At 52.9% G+C, this 22028-nt stretch carries 24 protein-coding genes and 1 pseudogene; 10 read left to right on the plus strand and 15 right to left on the minus strand.

The window, feature by feature from the left end:
- Positions 1-130: 130 nt before the first annotated feature.
- Positions 131-694 carry a YceI family protein gene (locus tag LVJ88_RS06940; protein ID WP_054598810.1) on the plus strand — a complete coding sequence of 188 codons (564 nt, stop codon included), beginning with the start codon at positions 131-133 and terminating at the stop codon, positions 692-694.
- 47 nt (positions 695-741) lie between these two features.
- Here LVJ88_RS06940 and LVJ88_RS06945 read toward each other — a convergent pair.
- The 4 genes and pseudogenes from LVJ88_RS06945 to LVJ88_RS06960 form a co-directional block, all read right to left on the minus strand.
- A pseudogene (locus LVJ88_RS06945) lies at positions 742-1491 on the minus strand (IS30 family transposase); the annotation flags it as partial.
- A 118-nt stretch (positions 1492-1609) separates the two neighbouring features.
- Positions 1610-2197: an NMCC_0638 family (lipo)protein gene (locus LVJ88_RS06950; RefSeq protein WP_085356456.1), complete on the minus strand. Its 588-nt coding sequence runs from the start codon at positions 2195-2197 to the stop codon at positions 1610-1612.
- An 11-nt stretch (positions 2198-2208) separates the two neighbouring features.
- Positions 2209-2427 (minus strand): sulfurtransferase TusA family protein, encoded by a 219-nt coding sequence (locus tag LVJ88_RS06955; protein ID WP_085418002.1) that lies wholly within the window; start codon positions 2425-2427, stop codon positions 2209-2211.
- Between the two features lie 193 nt (positions 2428-2620).
- The gene (locus tag LVJ88_RS06960) at positions 2621-3430 is read right to left on the minus strand and encodes a tetratricopeptide repeat protein (protein ID WP_158087932.1); all 810 of its coding nucleotides are present in this window, start codon (positions 3428-3430) and stop codon (positions 2621-2623) included.
- Between the two features lie 378 nt (positions 3431-3808).
- Here LVJ88_RS06960 and radA point away from each other — a divergent pair, with 378 nt between their 5' ends.
- The gene (gene radA / locus LVJ88_RS06965; RefSeq protein ID WP_085418000.1) at positions 3809-5188 is read left to right on the plus strand and encodes a DNA repair protein RadA; all 1380 of its coding nucleotides are present in this window, start codon (positions 3809-3811) and stop codon (positions 5186-5188) included.
- The gene (locus LVJ88_RS06970; RefSeq protein ID WP_085417999.1) at positions 5185-5703 is read left to right on the plus strand and encodes a hypothetical protein; all 519 of its coding nucleotides are present in this window, start codon (positions 5185-5187) and stop codon (positions 5701-5703) included. The genes radA and LVJ88_RS06970 overlap by 4 nt, the downstream gene beginning before the upstream one ends.
- Positions 5704-5786: 83 nt before the next feature.
- Here LVJ88_RS06970 and LVJ88_RS06975 read toward each other — a convergent pair whose 3' ends face one another.
- The 3 genes from LVJ88_RS06975 to LVJ88_RS06985 all read right to left on the minus strand — a co-directional run bounded on the left by LVJ88_RS06975 (position 5787) and on the right by LVJ88_RS06985 (position 7165).
- On the minus strand, positions 5787-6062 hold the full coding sequence (locus LVJ88_RS06975) for a DMT family transporter (protein ID WP_233127516.1): 276 nt from the start codon (positions 6060-6062) through the stop codon (positions 5787-5789).
- Positions 6063-6158: 96 nt separating this feature from the next.
- Complete coding sequence (locus tag LVJ88_RS06980; RefSeq protein WP_085417997.1) at positions 6159-6458, minus strand: AzlD family protein; 300 nt, start codon at positions 6456-6458, stop codon at positions 6159-6161.
- On the minus strand, positions 6455-7165 hold the full coding sequence (locus LVJ88_RS06985) for an AzlC family ABC transporter permease (protein ID WP_085417996.1): 711 nt from the start codon (positions 7163-7165) through the stop codon (positions 6455-6457). The genes LVJ88_RS06980 and LVJ88_RS06985 overlap by 4 nt, the downstream gene beginning before the upstream one ends.
- 164 nt (positions 7166-7329) lie before the next feature.
- Here LVJ88_RS06985 and trpE point away from each other — a divergent pair, with 164 nt between their 5' ends.
- A complete protein-coding gene (gene trpE, locus LVJ88_RS06990) occupies positions 7330-8805 on the plus strand; it encodes an anthranilate synthase component I (protein WP_244694130.1) in 1476 nt (491 codons plus the stop codon).
- Between the two features lie 294 nt (positions 8806-9099).
- Here the strand turns inward: trpE and bioC are convergent, their stop codons facing one another.
- Complete coding sequence (bioC, locus tag LVJ88_RS06995; protein WP_244694131.1) at positions 9100-9879, minus strand: malonyl-ACP O-methyltransferase BioC; 780 nt, start codon at positions 9877-9879, stop codon at positions 9100-9102.
- Complete coding sequence (gene bioF, locus LVJ88_RS07000; RefSeq protein ID WP_233127511.1) at positions 9869-11029, minus strand: 8-amino-7-oxononanoate synthase; 1161 nt, start codon at positions 11027-11029, stop codon at positions 9869-9871. Before bioF ends, bioC begins: the two co-directional genes overlap by 11 nt.
- Before the next feature lie 254 nt (positions 11030-11283).
- On the opposite strand from bioF, the gene LVJ88_RS07005 reads away from it, so the two are divergent.
- The 4 genes from LVJ88_RS07005 (at position 11284) to LVJ88_RS07020 (ending at position 15171) form a co-directional block, all read left to right on the plus strand.
- Positions 11284-12663, plus strand: a complete 1380-nt coding sequence (locus tag LVJ88_RS07005) for an MATE family efflux transporter (protein ID WP_085417993.1) — start codon at positions 11284-11286, stop codon at positions 12661-12663.
- A complete protein-coding gene (gene murB, locus LVJ88_RS07010) occupies positions 12660-13703 on the plus strand; it encodes a UDP-N-acetylmuramate dehydrogenase (RefSeq protein ID WP_416171744.1) in 1044 nt (347 codons plus the stop codon). Before LVJ88_RS07005 ends, murB begins: the two co-directional genes overlap by 4 nt.
- Positions 13704-13878: 175 nt before the next feature.
- The gene (locus tag LVJ88_RS07015) at positions 13879-14559 is read left to right on the plus strand and encodes a TetR/AcrR family transcriptional regulator (protein WP_085417991.1); all 681 of its coding nucleotides are present in this window, start codon (positions 13879-13881) and stop codon (positions 14557-14559) included.
- A 249-nt stretch (positions 14560-14808) separates the two neighbouring features.
- Positions 14809-15171, plus strand: coding sequence for a YkvA family protein (locus LVJ88_RS07020; protein ID WP_054598798.1), 363 nt, complete (start codon positions 14809-14811; stop codon positions 15169-15171).
- A gap of 117 nt (positions 15172-15288) precedes the next feature.
- Here the strand turns inward: LVJ88_RS07020 and LVJ88_RS07025 are convergent, their stop codons facing one another.
- From LVJ88_RS07025 to fur, 4 genes are all read right to left on the minus strand, one after another.
- The gene (locus LVJ88_RS07025) at positions 15289-15786 is read right to left on the minus strand and encodes a prokaryotic membrane lipolipid attachment site family protein (protein WP_082402932.1); all 498 of its coding nucleotides are present in this window, start codon (positions 15784-15786) and stop codon (positions 15289-15291) included.
- A 244-nt stretch (positions 15787-16030) separates the two neighbouring features.
- Complete coding sequence (gene dapD / locus LVJ88_RS07030; RefSeq protein WP_085417990.1) at positions 16031-16849, minus strand: 2,3,4,5-tetrahydropyridine-2,6-dicarboxylate N-succinyltransferase; 819 nt, start codon at positions 16847-16849, stop codon at positions 16031-16033.
- 144 nt (positions 16850-16993) lie between these two features.
- On the minus strand, positions 16994-17725 hold the full coding sequence (gene aat / locus LVJ88_RS07035) for a leucyl/phenylalanyl-tRNA--protein transferase (RefSeq protein ID WP_085417989.1): 732 nt from the start codon (positions 17723-17725) through the stop codon (positions 16994-16996).
- Between the two features lie 76 nt (positions 17726-17801).
- On the minus strand, positions 17802-18239 hold the full coding sequence (gene fur, locus LVJ88_RS07040; protein WP_054598794.1) for a ferric iron uptake transcriptional regulator: 438 nt from the start codon (positions 18237-18239) through the stop codon (positions 17802-17804).
- Between the two features lie 154 nt (positions 18240-18393).
- Between fur and LVJ88_RS07045 the strand changes: the two genes are divergently transcribed.
- Both LVJ88_RS07045 and dapB read left to right on the plus strand, forming a co-directional pair.
- Positions 18394-18825 (plus strand): outer membrane protein assembly factor BamE, encoded by a 432-nt coding sequence (locus LVJ88_RS07045; protein ID WP_085417988.1) that lies wholly within the window; start codon positions 18394-18396, stop codon positions 18823-18825.
- 20 nt (positions 18826-18845) lie between these two features.
- The gene (gene dapB / locus LVJ88_RS07050) at positions 18846-19658 is read left to right on the plus strand and encodes a 4-hydroxy-tetrahydrodipicolinate reductase (protein WP_085417987.1); all 813 of its coding nucleotides are present in this window, start codon (positions 18846-18848) and stop codon (positions 19656-19658) included.
- 186 nt (positions 19659-19844) lie between these two features.
- Here the strand turns inward: dapB and lolD are convergent, their stop codons facing one another.
- Positions 19845-20525, minus strand: a complete 681-nt coding sequence (gene lolD, locus LVJ88_RS07055) for a lipoprotein-releasing ABC transporter ATP-binding protein LolD (RefSeq protein WP_085417986.1) — start codon at positions 20523-20525, stop codon at positions 19845-19847.
- On the minus strand, positions 20518-21768 hold the full coding sequence (locus LVJ88_RS07060; RefSeq protein ID WP_085417985.1) for a lipoprotein-releasing ABC transporter permease subunit: 1251 nt from the start codon (positions 21766-21768) through the stop codon (positions 20518-20520). The genes lolD and LVJ88_RS07060 overlap by 8 nt, the downstream gene beginning before the upstream one ends.
- Positions 21769-22028 lie beyond the last annotated feature (260 nt).

A 22028-nucleotide genomic window follows, 5' to 3' on the forward strand; every position in this document is an offset into this window, starting at 1 on the left:
CCCGGATTTGGTTACAATGGAATTTCCTTACAACGCACATAAGCAAAATAACGCAAACGTCTGCGGCACAGGCTGCCTGCGCCTTGTCTTGTGACTGTGTGATTTCACAATAAAAAACCGGAGCAATATTATGAAAAAAATCATTTCTGCATTATGTTTGAGCGCATTGGCCGCAACTGTCGGCGCGGCAACTTATAAAATCGACGGCCATCACACCAATGCCCGTTTCGGCATCGACCACTTTAAAACCAGCACCAACGTGGGCGGTTTTTATAATTTGAGCGGCACGTTGGAATTCGACCCCGCCAAACGCACCGGTTCGATAGATTTGAGCATTCCGGTAGATTCGATTCAATCCGGCAGCCAAGAGTTTACCAACCACCTGAAATCGGCCGACTTGTTCAATGCGGCCAAATACCCCGAAATCCGCTTTACCTCGACCAAATTCAACTTCAACGGTAGAAAACTGCTGTCGGTTGACGGCAAGCTGACTATGTTGGGCAAAACCCATCCGGTTAAGCTCAAAGCCCAAAAATTCAACTGCTACGACAGCCCGATTTTAAAAACCCAAGTTTGCGGCGGCGATTTCACCGCCACCATCGACCGCACCAAATGGGGCATGAATTATCTGCTGGATGCAGGCATCACCAAGCACGTTTCTTTGAACATTCAAATCGAAGCGGGTAAAAAATAATATCCGCCCGAATCAAACCGCTCTTAAGACGGCCTTAGATTCTAATTTCAAGTGCAACACTCAGGTAGTAGTGGTTGGAACAGATTCAAGAATAGAACACTTGGCGTTTCATAGCCAAGTGTTTTTCTTGGCCGGTGGTTCAGCTCATCCTGAACCCTACGTATTTCCCGCTCACTAATGTTGCGGAAATCCGTTTGTTTGGGGAAGTATTGGCGGATGAGTCCGTTGGTGTTTTCATTCAGCGCCTTTTCCCAAGAACGGTAAGGACGGCAGAAATAGGTTTCAGCCGCCAATGCTTTGACTATTCGGGTGTGGCGGTAGAATTCTTTGCCGTTATCCATGGTGATGGTGTGCACCCTGTCTTTATGCGCCCTCAGTGCCCGAATGACGGCGTTGGCCGTATCTTGGGCTTTGAAGTTCTTCAATTTGCAGATAATGGTGTAGCGGGTAACCCGTTCGACCAGTGTCAATAATGCGCTTTTCTGATCTTTGCCGACGATGGTGTCGGCTTCCCAGTCGCCTATACGGGATTTTTCGTCGACGATGGCGGTTCGGTTTTCAATGCCTATGCGGTCGGGTACTTTGCCTCTGCTCCATGTGCTGCCGTAACGTTTACGGTAGGATTTGCTGCATATTCTGAGATGCTGCCACAAAGTGCCGCCGTTGCTTTTGTCGTCGCGCAGATAGTTATAGACGGTGCTGTGGTGGAGTGTGATTTGGTGGTGTTTGTGCAAATAGGCACACACTTGCTCGGGGCTGAGTTTGCGGCGGATGAGGGTAGCAATGTGTTGGATCAGTTATGTGTAGCTCATATGCAATCTTTCTTGCAGGAAAGGCCGTATGCTACCGCATACCGGCCTTTTTCTGTTGTGAAAAGTTGCACTTCAAATTTGAATCCGCTGGGCCGATGTCTGCTTATTGGCTGCCGATTACCTTTATACCCAACGGCTGGCGTGTGAGGTAAAGGGCAAGCTGCGCCGGCACATGCTCGGAAGGCGATGTGTTGGCCGTTAACAATATTTCTTCGCCTGCGTCGCTATTGTGCCAACCGTACACCAGCTGGTTGAACGGAAACGGCGAAGATACGCCGTTGTCGGCTCTGAGCATTGCGGTTGCGCCCGCTCTGCCTTTTTCTGCCAAAGCAACAAAGTGTTGGCGCGCGGCTTGATGGTCGGCACGAGGCGTTTTGACGCTGCACGAGCCGGGTGCGGTGCTGATATAAAAAGTTGCGCCGTCTTTCTCTACTTTCCATACTGCCTGCGCATCCAACTCCATCATGCCCAAAGGCAGATTCTTCACCGTCGCCTCATCAAGCATGGGCAGTTGTTTTTGCGCCGCCCAAGCCGCAACATCCTGCGGGTGGCCGTTGCTGCCGACACAAACTTCTTCAAACAGTCCGACTGCTTGGGCTGCGTGGTTTTCCAACTGCTCTTGCGGAATGTTTCCCCCGCATGAAGCGGTAAACAGCGCAGCGGGCAGCAGAAAAAACATGCTTTTCAACATTTCAGACGGCCTCACTTGTGGCGCATAACCATCTTAAACACGCCGTCTGCTTCGGAAGATTCGAGCAATACATGCCCTGTTTGGCGGCAAAAGGCGGCAAAATCATCAGGTGCGCCGTGGTCGGTTGCCAATACGGTCAATACTTCATCGGCCTGCATCTGCGCCAAAGCTTTTTTGGCGCGTAAAATCGGCAGCGGGCATTTCAATCCGGTTACGTCTAAAGTGTGCATGGTATGTGTTTTCTGTGTCGAATTCGATAATGAATTGATCTATTATACTCTTTGGCGCAGCAATCTTACAGCCTGAGACTTTGCCTGCTACATATACGGCAGATAAAAAAATACCCGGCAATCTTGAGAAGATTGCCAAGTATAAGGGAGATTTCTGTCAATCTGCCGCCTGCTGCAAAGAGCGGAAGATGGGTTAAGGGGTTTGTTGGTCGCGCATGAATTTGCAGGCGTCTTCGTCTCCGCCTTTACAGGCTTGGTTCAGCAGCGCATAAGCTTTATCGATGTTCTTCACCACGCCTCGGCCGGTAAGATACATGTTGCCTAAATTGTATTGGGCTACGGTATTGCCTTGGTCGGCAGCCTGCGTGTACCACAATGCGGCTTTGCCCGGATCGGCCTCAACACCTTCGCCGGAATCATACATAAAGCCGATCTCCGCCTGCGCTTCTACCAAACCTTGATTGGCGGCTTTTTCATACCACACGGCGGCCTGTTTCATGTCTTTTTCCACGCCGGTGCCGTGGGCATACATATAGGCCAGATTTTTTTGCGCGGTATTTTCACCGCGGTCTGCCGCCTGTTTGAACCAATCGAATGCCTGACGGTAGTCCTGCCCTACCCCGTAACCGTAAAAATACAGACGGCCCAAATTGTTTTGTGCCTGTGTGCTGCCTCGAGCGGCGGCTTTCTTATACCAAGACAAAGCCGTTTTCATATTAACTTTCACACCGCGGCCTTCCTGATACATGGCACCTAAATTGGCTTGTGCGTCTGCATGCCCCTGCTTGGCCGCCCGACGGTACATTTTGACGGCTTTTTCCAAATCGCTTTCCACGCCGTCGCCGGTTTCATAAGCCAATGCCAATTCGTATTGCGCCTGTTTGTCGCCGCGTTCGGCCATTTTGATGCGCTCTTGAAAATCTGAGGGAAGCTCCGCAGCGGCGTTAAAAGCCAAACCGAGCATGATCACGGCTGCTGCCAAGCGGGTGTTTGTGAGTTTCATGTTCATAAAATCCCGTTTTAATATACTCGATTGGAATAATAACAAATCAATAATCCTGCAATATCAAAAGAATGATGTGCGGACATTTTTGCCGCCTCAATGTTACATTGGTAACTAATGTTACATTTATTGTTACCTTAGGCATGTCGTTGCCGTTTGTTCCGAGCCTTAATTTATGCCCGATATCGTCAAGCAGCTTATTTTTAATATAAGGCAGCAAGCTTCAGACGGCATAGGTACTATGGAACCGATTCTGTGGCCGCTTTAGCAGCTTGCACCATCGTTCTCTTTGAGCTAAGGCGCAGCAACGCCGTAGTAAAATTTAAATGGATTGACTAAGGCGTTACAATACAGCCTTTCCCATCATCAGGAACCTTCATGGCAAAAGCACCGAAAACCGTTTACCAATGCAGCGAATGCGGCGGCACCACCCCCAAATGGCAGGGCAAATGCCCGCATTGCGGCGAGTGGAACACCTTGCAGGAAAGCCTTGCCGCGCCCGAGCCGAAAAACGTGCGCTTCCAATCGTGGGCGGCAGATACGGCACAGGTGCAGGATCTTTCCAAAGTAACGGCCACCGAAGTGCCGCGCGAGCCCACCGGCATGGGCGAACTCGACCGCGTGTTGGGCGGCGGTTTGGTAAGCGGTGCAGTGATTTTGCTCGGCGGCGACCCCGGTATCGGCAAATCGACGCTGCTTCTGCAAACCGTGGCGATGATGGCGAAAAGCCGCAAAGTGCTGTATGTATCGGGTGAGGAATCCGCCCAACAAGTCGCTTTGCGCGCGCAACGCTTGGGCTTGCAAAGCGAAGGCGTGAACCTGCTGGCGGAAATCCGCATGGAAGCCATTCAGACGGCCTTAAAACAGCACGAACCCGCCGTGGTGGTGATCGATTCGATTCAAACCATGTATTCCGACCAAATCACTTCCGCGCCCGGCTCGGTATCGCAAGTACGCGAATGTGCCGCGCAGCTTACCCGCATGGCCAAGCAGATGGGCATTGCCATGATTTTGGTCGGCCACGTTACCAAAGACGGTGCCATCGCCGGCCCGCGCGTGCTCGAACACATGGTCGATACTGTGCTTTATTTCGAGGGCGACCAGCATTCCAACTACCGCATGATACGCGCCATCAAAAACCGTTTCGGCGCGGCCAACGAGCTGGGCGTTTTCGCCATGACCGAACACGGCTTGAAAGGCGTGTCCAACCCTTCCGCCATCTTCCTTGCCAGCTACCGCGACGACGTACCCGGCTCATGCGTATTGGTCACTCAAGAAGGCAGCCGCCCGCTGTTGGTGGAAATTCAGGCATTAGTCGACGACGCGCACGGCTTTACGCCCAAACGCCTTACCGTCGGCCTCGAACAAAACCGCCTCGCCATGCTGTTGGCCGTGTTAAACCGCCATGCCGGCATCGCCTGCTTCGACCAAGACGTGTTCCTGAACGCCGTGGGCGGCGTAAAAATCAACGAACCCGCCGCCGACCTCGCCATCATTCTTGCCATGCTCTCCAGCTTCCGCAACCGCCCGCTACCCGAAAAAATGGTGGCCTTCGGCGAAATCGGCTTAAGCGGCGAAGTCCGCCCCGTGGCACGCGGGCAGGAACGCTTGAAAGAAGCGGAAAAACTCGGCTTCAAACGCGCCGTCGTGCCTAAAGCCAATCTGCCGCGCAACCCGAAAGAATTCCCCGGCTTACAGATTTTCGGCGTGAGCAGTTTGCAGGAAGCGGTGGAGGTGTGCAGGAATAGTGAAGAGTGAAAATCAAACGATATATAAAACAGCATAAGCATTGGTTAGAGATAGGTGCCATCCTCTTAGCATTATTCCTTATGGTGTACATTTCTTGGCAACCGATTCAATTAAGAAAAGGTCTTTTCAAATGGCTGGTCATCACAAGCACCATTGCCTTTTTGCCCGTATTTTTATCAAACAGAAAAAACCTTAAGCCTACAACCAAGTTTTTGCCTAAATGTTGGTATCTACTGCAAGGCATAGCCAAAACATGGTTCTATATCTTCGCTTGCCTATTTTTCACTCTGAATATTATGCTTTGGGCAAGCCTAATGTTTGTAGAAGAACATACCATGCAAGCACAAATTACCGACTTTGGCAGCCGCCGCAGAGGATGCGATCCATGGATACTTACTTTGCAAACCGGTGTTCGAGTTTCAGTGTGCCCGCAAAACAACAGCGGAGCGATCAACGACATCATCACCGTCAAAGTACGAGAAAACTTTCTAGGCTACGAAGCACGCAAAGTTAGCGACGAATAAACAGATTCATCATACTTGAGGCCGTCTGAAAAACTTTTCAGACGGCCTCATCAGTTACTAGCCACATATTTATTTAATGATATTCAATGCCCGGCCATGCCCGACAAAGTATTCAAAATCACCACGCCCGCCAAAATAAACCCGATGCCTACAATCCCCGCGATATCTGCTTTCTGCCCGAAAAACACCATGCTCACCAAGCACGTCAGCACCAGCCCCACGCCCGCCCATACCGCGTATGCCGTACCGAGCGGAATGCTTTTCAAAGACAGCGATAAAAAATAAAACGAGCATACGAAAGCCACCGCCATCGCCGCAGTAGGCCACGGTTTGGTAAAGCCCTCACTAAGCTTAAGCATGGAAGAACCAAACACCTCGCTCACAATCGCCAACAATAAGAAAAACCAATGCACAACCCACTCCTTCCATCAAATCCCACACAACAGGCAAAACACCTAACCCATCCAACGCCCCAATATCGCCGCAGAAGCAACGGCAACCAAGACCGTAGGCAGCATCCCCCAACGGCTCGCCGCCAATATCGTAATGGCCAAGGCCACCAGTTCATGCGGTTTGCCCGAAGCAAAATACGGTGCGATTACCGCAATCAACACACACCCCGGCGCCGCATCCATCACCGCCGCGGCACGCGGGCTTAGCGTGCGGTTGCGCAGCATAAAAAAACCGATTAAACGGGTCGAATAAGTTGCCGCCAACATACCCATCACCACAGTAAACGATGCCCACGAAATCATTTGTCGCGCCCTCCCCAGTAAGCAGCCAACAAGCCCGCCAAAGCTCCGGCAGGCACATACCAAGCGCCGTCGATACCCAGATAAACAAACACCGCCACCACTAAACTTACCAACCACGGCACAGCCGCCTTAAACCCTTTCCACAAGCCGCGCAACAACACCAAAAACACAGCGGGAAACGCCATGCCGAAGCCCCAAGCCGCCACATCGCCAAACACCGGCCCCGCAGCCGCGCCCATACCCGTTACCGCCACCCACACCACATAAAGCGTCAACGCCGTGCCCATATAATATGGCAGGCTAAACGCAGGCAAGCCCAGCTGCTTGCGCCGGTGGATATCGGCCATACTCAAAGCCCAGCTCTCGTCAGTCATAAAAAACAAAGCAGGCAGCGCTTTTTTCATCGGCACATCTTTCAGATAAGGCGTCAAAGCCGCGCCCATCAAAATATGGCGGGTGTTGATCATAAACGTTACCGTGATAATCAGCAGCACCGGCAGCGGATCCGCCCACAGCCCCACTGCGGCAAATTCCGAGCCGCCGGCAAAATTCAGCCCCGTCATCATCGACATTTCCAGCGGGCTCATCCCTTTCTGCCCGCCCTGTACGCCTAAAATCAAAGCGAACGACAGCATACCGATAATCACAGGCAAACAGTCTTTAGCCCCGCGCCAAAACTCAGATTGCGGAGAAACAGCCGTATTCATAACGAATCCCGAAAAACAAAAAGCGGATTATAGCAAGAGGCCGTCTGAAAGCTAACTTGAGGGCCTCGCCAAAACCTTTTCAGACGGCCTTTGCGCTATCAACCAGCCTTATAAAACTGCTATACTCAGCGTCATTTCCCAACCCGCCTCAGGCCGTCTGAAACATGATTACCAAACAAGAATACCAAGCCCAAGCCGCCACAGGTTACAACCGCATTCCGCTGGTTCAAGAGCTGCTGGCCGATCTCGATACTCCGCTTTCCCTCTACCTCAAACTCGCCAACCAACCCTATACCTACCTGCTCGAATCCGTGGTCGGCGGCGAACGCTTCGGGCGTTATTCCTTTATCGGCCTGCCCTGCCGCACCTACCTCAAAGCATCCGGCAAAAAAGTGGACGTTTACCAAAACGGCGAAATCACCGAGCAATACGAAGGCAACCCGCTGCATTTCATCGAACAGTTTCACGAGCGTTTCAAAACGCCCGAAATCCCCGGCCTGCCCCGCTTTACCGGCGGCTTGGTCGGCTACTTCGGCTACGAAACCATCTACCACTTCGAGCATTTCGCCCATCGCTTCCAAAACAGCGGCAAGCCCGACACCATCGGCACGCCCGATATTCTGCTGATGCTTTCCGAAGAACTGGCCGTTGTCGACAACCTCAGCGGCAAAATCCACCTGATCGTTTATGCCGACCCCGCCCAAGCCAACGGCTACGAACAAGCCCGCGAACGCTTGGAAGACTTACGCACCCGCCTGCGCCAAAGCTGCGCCATCCCCCTTTCGCTCGGCAGCTCCAAAACCGAACCGGAACACGAAACCGGCGAAGCGCGCTACAAAGAATATGTACGCAAAATCCGCGAATACATTCTCGACGGCGACTGTATGCAGGTTGTGCCCAGCCAGCGCATGAAGCAGAAGTTTACCGACAACCCGCTCAGCCTCTACCGCGCCCTGCGCACGCTCAACCCTTCGCCGTATATGTTTTACTACGACTTCGGCGATTTCCACGTTGTAGGCTCGTCGCCCGAAATCCTTGTGCGCCGCGAACGCGACAACATCATCGTGCGCCCCATCGCCGGCACCCGTCTGCGCGGAAAAACCCCCGCCGAAGATTTGGCCAACGAACAAGATTTGCTGGGCGATGCCAAAGAAATCGCCGAACATGTGATGCTGATTGATTTGGGCCGCAACGACGTCGGCCGCGTCAGCCGGACCGGCGAAGTGAAAGTAACCGACAAAATGGTTATCGAACGCTATTCGCATGTGATGCACATCGTTTCCAACGTAGAAGGCCGTCTGAAAAACAACATCGATAACATGCAGATACTCGCCGCCACCTTCCCCGCCGGCACGCTGTCGGGCGCACCGAAAGTACGCGCGCTCGAAATCATCGAAGAACTCGAACCCAACAAACGCTGCATCTACGGCGGCGCGGTCGGCTGCTGGAGTTTCAACAACGACATGGACTTGGCCATCGCCATCCGCACCGCCGTGATTAAAGACCAAACGCTGTATGTACAAAGCGGCGGCGGCATCGTGGCCGATTCCGACGAAGAAGCCGAATGGCAGGAAACCCAAAACAAAGCCCGCGCGGTATTGCGGGCAGCGCAAATGGTGCAGGAAGGCTTGGATAAGTGAGGCCGTCTGAACGCGCCGGTGCATAAAACATCCGGTCAATCAAAATATTTATAGTTAATCGATTTATAAATGCACATACGTCATACTCCGGCTTAACCCGGGTATCTTCAGTTTCAGCAAATTTTAGGAGATACTCGGGTCAAGCCCGAGTATGACGGTTTTATTATTAAACTTAAGTGGATTGACTATAGAGAACACGAGGCATAACGGCAGGCAGCAACACCCGCCCTACCTATACGCAGGCCGTCTGAAAATGTATTCAGACGGCCTGAGACCTTCTTTTATTCAGCCGCCCTACCAAGCCACAACATAAGTGATGCGGTAATCCAGCGGCAGCATGCCTTGAGCGTTACGCCGGTTTTCATAGGCCGTCTGAAAACGCTGCCAGCGGTTTTTACCGGTTAAGCCTTTGTTTTCACGCTGTATCACATGGTTGGCACCGATGTTTTTCAGGCTGTGCAGCAGGGCTTTGAGGGTGGGGAAATATTGGGTGTGGGTTTCGGTGTGTATGCGAATGTTTTGAAAACAGCGGAAAGCCGTCTGAATGTCGCTTTCGGTGAGAAAGCGGTTGACGTGCGCGCTTTCGTCGGCGGCCTGCCATGCCTGTTCGAGCTGTTGCAGGCTGCCTGCGCCAACGGTAGCCACTGCCGCATAACCGCCGGTGCGGATCACGCGCCGCATTTCGGCTGCGGCGCGTTCGAGGTCGCACCATTGCAGGGCGAGGCTGCTGAAACAGGCATCCATGCTACCGTCCGCCAACGGCAGCGATTCGGCATCGGCGAGCAGGCAGCAGTCGGCGCGGCGGTGGCGGGCGATGTGGCGCAACATGCCTTCGGCCAAGTCGAGGGCAAGTACGTTTGCGCCGCGACTGCGTATTTTTTCGCTGACCCAGCCGCTGCCCGCGCCGATGTCGGCAACGGTTTTGCGGGTGAGGCCGTCTGAAAAACGGCTTTCCAAGAGTTGCAGCAAATGCAGTCCGGCCTGTTGCTGGACGGCTGCCGATGCGTCGTAGCTTTCGGCGGCTTGACCGAAAGCGCGGGCAATGTGGTGTTTGGACGGGTTTTCAGACGGCATCTTGCAAGCCTTTGATTAATGTTTCGATATGCGTTGCTTCGTGGGCGGCGGTAAGGGTAATCCGCAGCCGCGCCTGCCCGACGGGTACGGTAGGCGGGCGGATGGCGGGTACATACAGGCCGTGCCTGCGCAGGGTAGCAGATGCGGATAAAGCCGCTTCGTTGCTGCCGCATAAAAAGGGCTGGATGGCGGTTTCAGACGGCATCAGGCGTTCCCGCAATCCGCATTCGGATAAGGCCGTCTGAAAAAAGCGGATATTGCCACGCAGTTTTTCACGCAAACCGTCGGCGGCACGAACGCGCTCCAAAGCAACAGACAGCGCGGCGGCTTGGGCGGGCGGAAAGGCGGTGCTGTAAATCAGGTGGCGGGCGAACTGGGTGAGGTATTCGGCAACGGTGCGGCTGCACAATACCGCCGCGCCCATCAGCCCGACGGCTTTGCCGAAGGTAACGATCAATATGTCGGGCTGCACGCCCGCCGCTGCCGCACTGCCGCGCCCTTCGCCGCCCAGCACGCCGATGCCGTGCGCATCGTCGAGCAGCAGCCACGCGCCGTATCGTTCGCACAGGCTTTTCAGACGGCCTAAGTCGGCGGTGTCGCCGTCCATGCTGAACACGCCTTCGCTGGCCACCAAGATTCTTTTTCCTGCATGTTCAATCAGTTGCTTTTCCAAAACATCGTATTGCCGATGGGCGAACCGCTTAAACTGCGCGGGGCCGAGAGCGGCGGCTTCCTGCATGGAGGCATGGCAAAGTTTATCAGCCAACAGCACGTCGTCTTTGCCCAACAAGCCGAGCAGCACGGCTTGGTTGGCGGCGTAACCGCTGGGAAACAGGATGGCGCGTTCGTAGCCGAGCCAATCGGCCAAACGGTTTTCCAACGTTTCGTGCGCATCGGTGTGGCCGCTAACCAAAGGCGAACCGCCGCTGCCGCTGCCGTATTGCGCCAAAGCCTGCTGCCACGCGGCGATAACGGCAGGGTCGCGGCTCAAACCGAGATAATCGTTGCCGGCGAAATTTAAATAGCGTTTGCCGCCGCTTTCGAGATACGGCGGCGCGGTATCGGCGCGGCGGGCGGTGCGGCGGCGGTAGGCTTGTTTGGCCGTTTGGCGGTCGAGCGCGGCTTGCAGGTGGTCGTTCCAGTTCATCATGGCTGCGGCGGGTTGCAAAGCGGCAGAGTGTGTATGGTTTCAGACGGCCTGTCAAATCGGCCTCCCTGCTCTGCCAAGCTGACTGTAAAAGCGGTTTTTTGATACAATGTGCGGCATTTCAAACGCGGCTCTCTGCTTTTTTGCCTCCATACGGGCAACGCGTGTTGCCATACCGTTTACTTTTCTTTCATCCTGCCTCATGGGTTTTCAGACGGCCTGCATTAACTGTGAGGCCGTCTGAACTTGGAACTTCTATGCTTTTCGATCTCAACCGCTATTCCTATCCCGTATTCCGCAAGGAAAACAAAAAGCTCGTGCTGCTTGCCCTGCCCATGCTGTTGGCACAGGTGGCTCAGGTGGGCGTGGGTTTTGTGGATACGGTGATGGCGGGCGGCGCGGGTAAAGACGACTTGGCCGCCGTTGCCCTCGGCAGCAGCGCGTTTGCCACCGTATATATCACTTTTTTGGGCATCATGACGGCACTCAACCCGATGATTGCCCAGCTTTACGGCGCGGGCAAACTCGATGAAGTGGGCGAAACAGGGCGGCAAAGCATCTGGTTCGGCATGATGTTGGGCGTGATAGGCATGTTGTTGATGTGGCTGGCCATTGTTCCTTTTCAGAAGCTGTTAAGCCTGAATGACAACGTCGAAAGCATGATGGCCCAATATATGCTGTTTACCGGCTTGGCGATGCCTGCGGCAATGGTGCACCGCGCCCTGCATGCCTATGCCTCAAGCCTAAACCGCCCGCGCGTAATCATGATTGTGAGCTTTTTGGCGTTTTTTCTGAACGTGCCGCTCAATTATGCGTTTGTTTACGGCAAATTCGGTATGCCCGAACTGGGCGGCGCGGGTTGCGGTGTGGCCACTACCTTGGTGTTTTGGTTTAATGCCGCCGCGCTGTGGCTGTATGTGGTGAAGCAGAAATACTTCAGGCAGTTCAAGCTCACCGAGCGGTTCAGCAAGCCCGATATGAAGGTGTTCAAACAAATTTGGAAGCTCGGCGCACCCATCGGTTTGTCGTTTTTTCTCGAAGTGAGCCTGTTTTCGTGTATCGTGTTTCTGGTGGCGCGGCAAGGCGAAGATTATGTTGCGGCGCAGCAGGTGGTGATCAGCCTGACCAGTGTGATTTATATGATTCCGCAAAGCGTCGGTTCGGCGGGCACGGTGCGGGTGGGCTACACCATAGGGCGCGGCGAATACAAGCGCGCGCGTTATATTTCGGGCGTATCGCTGATTCTCGGTTTGGTGTTGGCGGTGGCAACGGCGTTATTGTTGGTGTTTTTCCGCTATCCGCTGGCCGGCATGTACACCGACGACACCGGCGTGCTGGCGATTGCGGCGGCCGTGCTGCTGTTTGCCGCGGTGTTCCAGCTTGCCGATGCCACCCAATGCGTCGCCTCTTACGCGCTGCGCGGCTATAAAGTAACCAAAATACCGATGCTGATTCATGCCGTGGCCTTTTGGGGCTTCGGTCTCGTGCCGGGTTATTTGTTGGCTTATTCGGCAGCCATGGGCATTTACGGCTTTTGGACGGCACTGGTTATTTCGCTCACGGTGGCGGCCGTATTGCTGGTTTGGTATTTGGAAATATGCAGCCGCACCATGGCGGCGAGAAAAAGGATGTTGTGATGCAGCTATTGCATGATGTGGATTTAACGCCGTTCAACACGTTCGGCCTCAAAGCCGCGGCCCGCGATTTTGCGGTGCTCGAAAACGAAAACGATCTGCCCGAATTGGTGAAGCTGCCCGCATTCGACCGAGATACCGTGCTGTGGCTGGGCGGCGGCAGCAATATCCTGCTGATGCAGGACTACGACGGCTTGGTCGTCCACATGCGCAACAAAGGCATACGCGAGTTATCCCGTTCAGACGGCCTCGTTTATATAGAAGCACAGGCCGGAGAAGTGTGGCATGACTTTGTGTTGAAAACGCTGGACATGGGCTTGTGCGGTTTGGAAAACCTCAGCCTGATTCCCGGCACGGTAGGCGCATCGCCGGTGCAGAACATCGGCGCTTACGGCGTGGAAGTGAAAGACATCATCCACAGCGTGCGCTGCTTTGATTTAAACACCCTAAGCTTTGTCGAATTAAGCAATGCCGACTGCTGCTTTTCCTACCGCGAAAGCCTGTTCAAACAGCAGGGCAAAGGCCGTTATGTGATTGTTTCGGTTGTATTTGCCTTAAAAGAACACTTCACCGCCAACGCCCGCTACGGCGATTTGGCCGCCGTGCTGGCCGAAGAATGCGCCGGCCGCGAAGCCACCGCAAAAGACGTCTGCCAAGCCGTATGCCGCATCCGCGCAAGCAAGCTGCCCGACCCCAAAGTGCTGGGCAATGTCGGCAGTTTTTTCAAAAACCCGATTGTCGATCACGAAACCGCACACCGGCTGCTGGCACTATATCCAAACATGCCGCATTATCCGCAAACCGACGGCACGGTTAAGCTGGCTGCCGGTTGGCTGATCGATCAATGCGGTCTGAAAGGTTACGGCATAGGCGGCGCGGCGGTGCACGACAAACAGGCTTTGGTGCTGGTCAACAAACACCATGCGTCCGCCCAAGATGTGCATCGGTTGGCACAGCATATTTGCCGAACCGTTCAACAAACCTTCGGTGTAGCACTGCACGCCGAACCCAACTGGCTGCCGGCCTCTTTTTCGCTGTCATAACACAAACACACTACCCGCAAACATTAGCGCAAAGCCCTTGCATATAGCCAACAACCTTGATTCTTACTAGGGCGTTGCCGCCTTATATTAAAAATCTGTTTTCACGGCTATAATCACCAACCCGACAAGCACCGGATAAAATGGGCGCAAGCAGTCCGCCCCAAGGAGTAACAACGTGGCAAAAGAAGTAAAAACCAACACCTACACCAGAATCGTCGAAGCGGCTCTGGTGCTGTTTAACGAAGAAGGCGAGCGCAACATCAGCACCAACCATATCGCCGCCCATCTGGGCATCAGCCCCGGCAACCTTTATTACCATTTCCGCAATAAAGACGAAATCATCGTCCAATTATTCAAACGATACAGCGAAGACCTGCTCAATTATCTGCACAACGCCGAACTGCCCGCAGGCGTGTGCGATGCCGTCAGCTATATGTCGGGTATTTATGATGTTATGTGGCGCTACCGCTTTCTGTTCAGCGACGTCAACACCCTGTTGGCGCGAAGTGCCGAGCTTTTGGGCGAGCACAACAACTTCACACAGGCAAAAGTGTCGCCGCTGTTGGTCAACCTGCTCACCCGCCTGAACGGTTTAGGCATCATCAAAGCCGACGAAACCGCCATGAACGATCTGGCCCTGAATATGTGGATGGTGACCAAATACTGGTTCGACTTCGACGGCTCGCTGCGCGGCCGCGCCAAGCTGACCGAAGATTCCAAAGTGCGCGGCATCCGCCGTACTCTCAGCCTGTTGCGCCCGTATCTGCTGGAACAATATCTGGCCGAATTCGACACAACCGTAGCAGAATTATCGCTCGAAGCCGAATGCGTGAAAAAAAACGTTATCCAGCCATAAGCCGGTTCAACGCCGTAACGGCCGTCTGAAACATATTTGCTCTTGTGCCGGGTTAAATGCGGTTGGCGGAGCCAAGATGTTTCAGACGGCCTCATCGTATGAACCGCTCCGAATAAAAGCAAATTACGGTAAAAATTCTGCCTGTTTCCCCCGCCCTATCTTGCAATGGTAAAAAAGCGCACTATATTAAGTGCTACCAAATCTTTGAAATATCTGGCAATAATGCCGCACATCAAAAGGACGAGCACCATGAACAGACCTTCTCCTGAAGAATTTATCCCCAAATTCCGCAGAAGAAAATTAGACGAACCGGGCTTTCTGCGAAAAGTAGGCCGCGTAGCCGGCAAACTGGGCGCACCGGCCATCAGGCAGCTATACAGCCTGTATTATCTGTTTAAAGATCCCAAAACACCCAGCCGCACCAAAATCATTATTCTCGGCGCGTTGGTGTATTTTTTCAGCCCCATCGACAGCATTCCCGACCTGCTGGGCCCGCTCGGCTTTACCGACGACATCGCCGTGATCGCATTGGTTTACACTCAAATGAAAAGCCATCTGACCGACGAAATCCGCGACAGAGCACGCCGGGCTACCGAAAAACTCTTCGGTTGATTTCCATATAAAAAACTGCCGTCTGAAAACTTATTCAGACGGCAGTTTTTTATATGGAAATACCAGTAGCTTTTAACAAATCAATCAAACATTTCCGGCAATTTTGTTACATCATCGTTACTGCAAAGGGCGCATAGCCATGACTTCCATCAGGAAGTTGGTAAACGCCGGGTTGGAAGGCTTGTTTTTCATATTCGGCCAACGTTGGTGCCAACCTCTCAACGCATTTTGAATATACAGCTTCGATTGCTCGGTTGTAATCGCACCGCGTTGGCTGTCTACGGCAGAGCGCAGATACACTTCATACATGCTGTCGTCCACCGAATTGCGGCCTACCTGCTGGATGCGGAATCTGTTGAGATATTGCGCAGCTTGAACCTTGGTGATTTTGCCTTCGCTCACCTGATAGCTCAAACGGGTTGCTTCGTCTCTGATTTTAGAAACGTCCGCCCAATGGGTTTCTGCCAAGCGATACGGAGCGCGAACAGTCGGCTTCGGCGGCTCGGTTTTAACATTGGTGGGTCTGACAGGCACTTCTTTCAGGGTCGGAAGATAAATCGTCTCACAACCCGCCAGTGCAACCAAAGTAACGAGGAATGGGATATGTTTTTTCATGGCTCGCATTATAATCAGGTTTATATAGATAATCCAACAATGAATTACAAACGGTCACTATTTCGGTTTAAATATATAGAATTCCCGGCATGAAATCCAGCCCCGCAAGCATTTGATAACTCAAATAAAAATAAACAGGCTATTCATTTTTTTTTGCCGCGCCGCCCGCTCTGCGGCAAAGGCCGTCTGAATTAACCTGTTCAGACGGCCTTCTCAAAAAGCGGGTGTTAGTTAATTGTAAAACTTACACGCCGCGCAACAGTTCGTTTACGCTGGTTTTGGCGCGGGTTTGCGCATCTACTTTCTTCACAATCACAGCGCAATACAGGCTGTGGCTGCCGTCTTTGCTCGGCAGGCTGCCCGATACCACCACCGAGCCGGCAGGCACGCGGCCGTAGTGGATTTCGCCGGTTTCGCGGTCGTAAATTTTGGTGGATTGGCCGATATACACGCCCATCGAAATCACGCTGCCTTCTTCTACAATCACGCCTTCAACGATTTCGGAACGCGCGCCGATAAAGCAGTTGTCTTCAATAATGGTCGGGCTGGCCTGCAACGGTTCCAATACGCCGCCGATACCCACGCCGCCGCTCAAATGCACGTTTTTACCGATTTGTGCGCACGAGCCTACGGTCGCCCAAGTGTCCACCATCGAGCCTTCGTCCACATACGCGCCGATGTTCACATAAGAAGGCATCAGCACCACGTTTTTCGCTACGAAACTGCCACGGCGGGCAACGGCGCCCGGCACGGCACGGAAACCGCCGGCTTTAAATTCTTCTTCGCTCCAGTCGGCAAACTTGGTCGGCACTTTGTCGAAATATTTGTTTACACCGTCGTTTTGCACTTCGTTGTCTTGAATGCGGAACGACAACAAAACGGCCTTCTTCGCCCACTCGTTCACGACCCATTTGCCGTCTTTTTTCTCGGCAACGCGCAAAGTGCCTGCATCCAGTTGTTTCAAGGTTTCTTCAACGGCGGATTTTACTTCGGCCGTTACGGTAGCCGGTGTGATGTCGGCGCGGTTTTCAAAAGCGGTTTCGATGATGTTTTGTAATGACATGATTCTGTCCTGAGTTGGTTAAGTAGAAATGAAGGCCGTCTGAAAATCAGTTAACGCCTTTTTCAGACGGCATTATATAACTGTAAAACCGGATAATGATACTGGGTGCAAGCGGTAAAGTCTGCTCGCAATGTTCGTTGCTTGTTAAGCACTTTCTGCATTATCTGCCAGTAAGTGTTTGGCGATGTTGTTGTCCAAAGGCATTTCCGTAAGCCGTTTCAAGGCCGTCTGAAAATCTTCAAATGCTATCTGCTCCGAACCAAAACGCGCCAGATGGTGCGTATTCTGCTGGCAATCTATCAACTCAATACCGCATTGCGCTAAATAAGCCACGGCACGGGCAAAAGCGATTTTGGAAGCATCGGGCCGAACGGCAAACATGGATTCGCCGAAAAATACCTTTCCGATTTGTACGCCGTACAAGCCGCCCGCGAGTTTCAGACGGCCTGATTCATCGGGATACCAGCATTCAAACGAATGGGCATGCCCCATTTCATGCAAACGGATATACGCCTGCTGCATGCTGTCGGTAATCCATGTGCCGTCCTGCCCGGCTCTGGGTACATGCGCACAGGCTTGAATCACAGCGGAAAAGCATTGGTTGGCGGTTACGGCATACGGTTTGTTGCGCAGGGTTTTCTGCAACGAACGGCCGATATGGATCTTTTCGGGATACAGCACAGTACGCGGCGACAAAGCCCACCAACATATCGGCTGGCCGTCTGAAAACCACGGGAAAATCCCTTGCCGGTAAGCCGCCAGCAGCCTTTCGGGGCTTAAATCGCCGCCTACGGCCACCAAGCCGTCGCGCTCCGCCACGGCTTCGGCCACATCGGGAAATGCTGTACCGTAATGGTCTAAAAAGGGAATATCCATGCTTCAGACGGCCTTATAAAATTTCAGACGGCCTCAGGTTTACCGGGCCGTCTGAATCATTGTGCGGAACCTTGTCTCAACGCTTGCGTTTTTGCTGGCAGTCTCCGCATACGCCATACATATAAAGTGCGTGGTCAACCACTTTATAGCCGTTTTCTTCGGCGATTTTTTCTTGCAGGTTTTCGATTTCTTCGTTGTGGAATTCGGTTACTTTGCCGCATTTTACGCACACGATATGGTCGTGGTGGTCACCTTTGTTCAGCTCGTAAACCGCTTTACCGGTTTCAAAGTGGTGGCGCAGCAAAATGCCGGCCTGCTCAAACTGGGTCAACACGCGGTAAATGGTGGCGACACCGATTTCAATACCTTCATCCAACAAAATGCGGTAAACATCTTCCGCGCTCAAATGTTCTTCAGCGTGAGTTTCAAATAAATCCAAGATTTTCAGACGCGGGCCGGTTACTTTTAAGCCGTTGTCTTTCAATTGGGCAATATTGCTGAAATTGTTTTCCATAATGCTCTCATACCGTTGTGGTCTAATTGCCGTTATAATACGCACTTTTAGCGGCTTTGCCCACTATAAGATGATAAAGGTTTCCAATTGCCTGAACCTTTCAGGCATACCGACACCTAAAACCTGCTACGACTTGTCAACGAAAGGTAAACCTGTGAATAAAACCTTATGTCTCGCCATTGCCGCCCTGCTGGGCTTGGGTGCGTGTTCCGCCGAACGCGTATCGCATTTTCCCTCCTACAAACTGAAAATCATACAAGGCAACCAGCTTGACGCCCGCGCCGTTGCCTCGCTGCAGCCGGGCATGAGCCGCGACCAAGTTCAATTGATGCTGGGCACGCCGCTTCTGCGCGATCCTTTCCATAACGACCGCTGGGACTACACATTCAGCACCTCGCGCAACGGCGTGATCCAAGAGCAGCGCACCCTCACCCTGTATTTCGATAACGACCGTCTGGCACGCGCCGAAGGCAACGCCATTGAATACGCCATCCAGCAGCTTCAGGCCGAAGGCTTGATCGAACAGCAAGCCCGACAGCCGCAACAAGCCGCTCCCCAACCCGTTTTCCAACCGGAAGGCAACTAAAATCCGATAAGGAAGCACCAATGACTGCATTAAAGATTGCCATTGCCGGCGCAGACGGCCGCATGGGCCGCGTATTGGTTGAAGCCGTCAACCAACATCCCGAAACCGTATTGAGCGGCGCATTAGAACATTCCGGCTCACCCGCATTGGGCTTGGATGCCGGTTACGCCGTCGGTCTGAAAACCGGCATCAGCATTACCGACAATATCGACGAAGTGCTGGCTGCCAGCGACATCTTAATCGACTTTACCCGCCCCGAACCGAGCTTGGTCTATATCGAAAAATGCGCGGCAGCGGGCGTGGGCATGATTATCGGCACCACCGGTTTTGACGACGCAGGCAAAGCCGCCATTCAGACGGCCTCTGAAAAAACCGGTATCGTATTCGCCGCCAATTACAGCGTCGGCGTCAACCTAACCTTCCATATCCTCGACACCGTAGCCCGCGTGTTGAACGAAGGCTACGACATCGAAATCATCGAAGCCCACCACCGCCATAAAGTCGATGCCCCCAGCGGCACCGCATTGCGCATGGGCGAAGTGATTGCCCATGCACTCGGCCGCAACCTGAAAGAATGTGCCGTTTACGGCCGCGAAGGACACACCGGCGCGCGCGATCCGAACACCATCGGCTTTGCCACCGTGCGTGGCGGCGATATTGTCGGCGACCATACCGCCTTGTTCGCCACCGACGGCGAGCGCGTAGAGATCACGCACAAAGCCTCAAGCCGCATGACATTTGCCGCAGGAGCCGTGCGTGCTGCCGTATGGTTGGGCAAACGCAGCAACGGTCTATACGACATGCAAGACGTTTTAGGGCTGAAAAACGCTTAAGTTGAGACCTTTGAAACCGCGGTGCGAATCCCGTTTAAGGTTTATATAGCCAATCAACTCGACTTTAACACGAGGCAGCAAGCCGCAAAAAATAAGCTGATTGACTATATACAGAGTACGGATAAAATTTGAGGCCGTCTGAAAAATAAGTTTTCAGACGGCCTTTTTGGTTTTTAGCACCGAAATTTACTTATCCGACAAATCACCGTCGGTCATGCTCATCACGCGGTCGAAGCAGGCGGCCAACTCGTCGTCATGAGTAACCACAATCAAACTCGTGCGCAATTCGTTTTTCAAATCCAGCATCATATCCAACACATTTTGAGCGTTTTTGCGGTCGAGATTACCCGTCGGTTCGTCGGCCAACAGGCATTTCGGACGCGTTACCAAAGCACGGGCAATCGCCGCACGCTGGCGTTCGCCGCCGGACAGTTCGCTCGGGCGGTGCAGCATACGCTGTTTCAGACCTACTTTTTCCAACATCGCCGCCGCCTGCGCCTCGGCTTCAGCTTTCGGTTTTTTGCCGATCAGCAGCGGCATCATCACGTTTTCCAATGCCGAAAATTCGGGCAGCAGATGATGAAACTGATAAACGAAACCCAAATACTGATTGCGCAAATCGCCAAGCTGTTTTTGGTTCAACTTGCCCAAATCATGACCCATCAAATGAACGCTGCCCGAAGTGGGCATATCCAAACCGCCGAGAATGTGCAGCAAGGTAGATTTACCGCTGCCCGAGGCGCCGATGATGCTCACGCTCTGGCCTTCATGCACTTCTAAATTGAGATTGTTCAGCACCCGCACACTCAATGCGCCGTCGTTATAACTTTTAAACACCCGTTCACATTTCAAAACTACATTATTCATAACGCAGAGCCTCCGCAGGTTGGATTTTCGCCGCGCGCCAGCTCGGATACAGTGTGGCCAAGAAAGCCAGCACCAGCGATATGCTTGCAATCACTACAACATCGCGCATGTTGACGTCGCTGGGCAGGTAGTCGATAAAATAGATTTGCGAATTGATGAGATGTACGCCGAAGAGTTTTTCAAAAAATGCCACGATCTTACCGACATTCCAACCCAGCAATACGCCGAATACCACACCGATCAAGGTGCCGAAAAAGCCTGCAAACGCACCTTGAACCATAAAAATCTTCATCACGCCGGAAGGTGCCAAACCGAGTGTGCGCAAAATGGCAATATCTGCCTGCTTTTCGGTAACGGCCATCACCAGAGACGACACAAGATTAAACGCCGCCACAGCAATAATCAGGGTTAATATGATGAACATCATGCGTTTTTCCAGCTCCACCGCTTCAAAATAGCTGCGGTTGGAAAACGTCCAGTCGCGCGCCCACACGTTGTTTTTTTGTGCCGCCGGTATCAGGTCGCGGATAAAGTCGGGGGCATTTTGCGGATCGGCCAACTTCAACCGCAACCCGCCTACTCCGTCGCCCAAACGGTAGAGCACTTGGGCATCTTTGATATGGGTCATCGCCAACGAGTTATCTACTTCGTAAACGCCCGTTTTTACGATACCGACAACATTAAACTGCTTCAAGCGCGGCACCACGCCGGCCGGAGTCACATTTCCTTCCGGCGTAATCACAGTTACTTTGCCGCCTTTTTCCGTGCCCAAAACATCCGCCAAACCTGCACCGAGAATAATGTCGAACTCACCCGGTTTCAAATCGTCAAAACTGCCGGCAGGCATATTCTTGCCATAATCGACCACGTTTTTTTCTTCTTCGGGCAATATCCCGCGAATCTGTACACCTCGTACCTCGCCGGCATTGGCCAACAAGGCCTGATCGGCAATATAAGGTGCGCTGGCCAATACTTCTTTTTTGTCTTTCACATAATTGCGCAAGGTTTGCCACGATTCTCCGTTGCCGAGATCGTAGTAGCCGATTTCTGCATGCGGCGCTACATTAAGCAGCTGCCCGCGGATTTCTTTTTGAAACCCGTTCATAACCGACAGCACCACAATCAGTGCCATCACACCCAATGCAATTCCGATAATCGAAATCATGGTAATGAACGACATGAATCCGTTACGTTTTTTTGCCCGCAGGTAACGCAGGCCGATCCAAGTTTCTAAAGATGCCATTTGTTCAGGCCGCCTTTATTCAGTCAAAAATAAACGCGCATTGTACCGTATTTCAAGATAAACCGCTTTAAGGCAGGTATGCCGTCTGATAAAAAACGCTAACGCCGCAAACAACATCCTTCCATCTGCTAACCACACGGCAAGTGCTTTTCCACACCCGGGCAAACCGCCCCTGCCCATTCGCACAAACGGGCCGATCCGTTTTTCAGACGGCCTCTCGGGCATCTTTTTATATGATGTAAATTCGCGTATTCTTAGAG

It is taken from the genome of Neisseria dumasiana (assembly GCF_022870885.1).
GTDB classification, from domain to species: domain Bacteria; phylum Pseudomonadota; class Gammaproteobacteria; order Burkholderiales; family Neisseriaceae; genus Neisseria; species Neisseria dumasiana.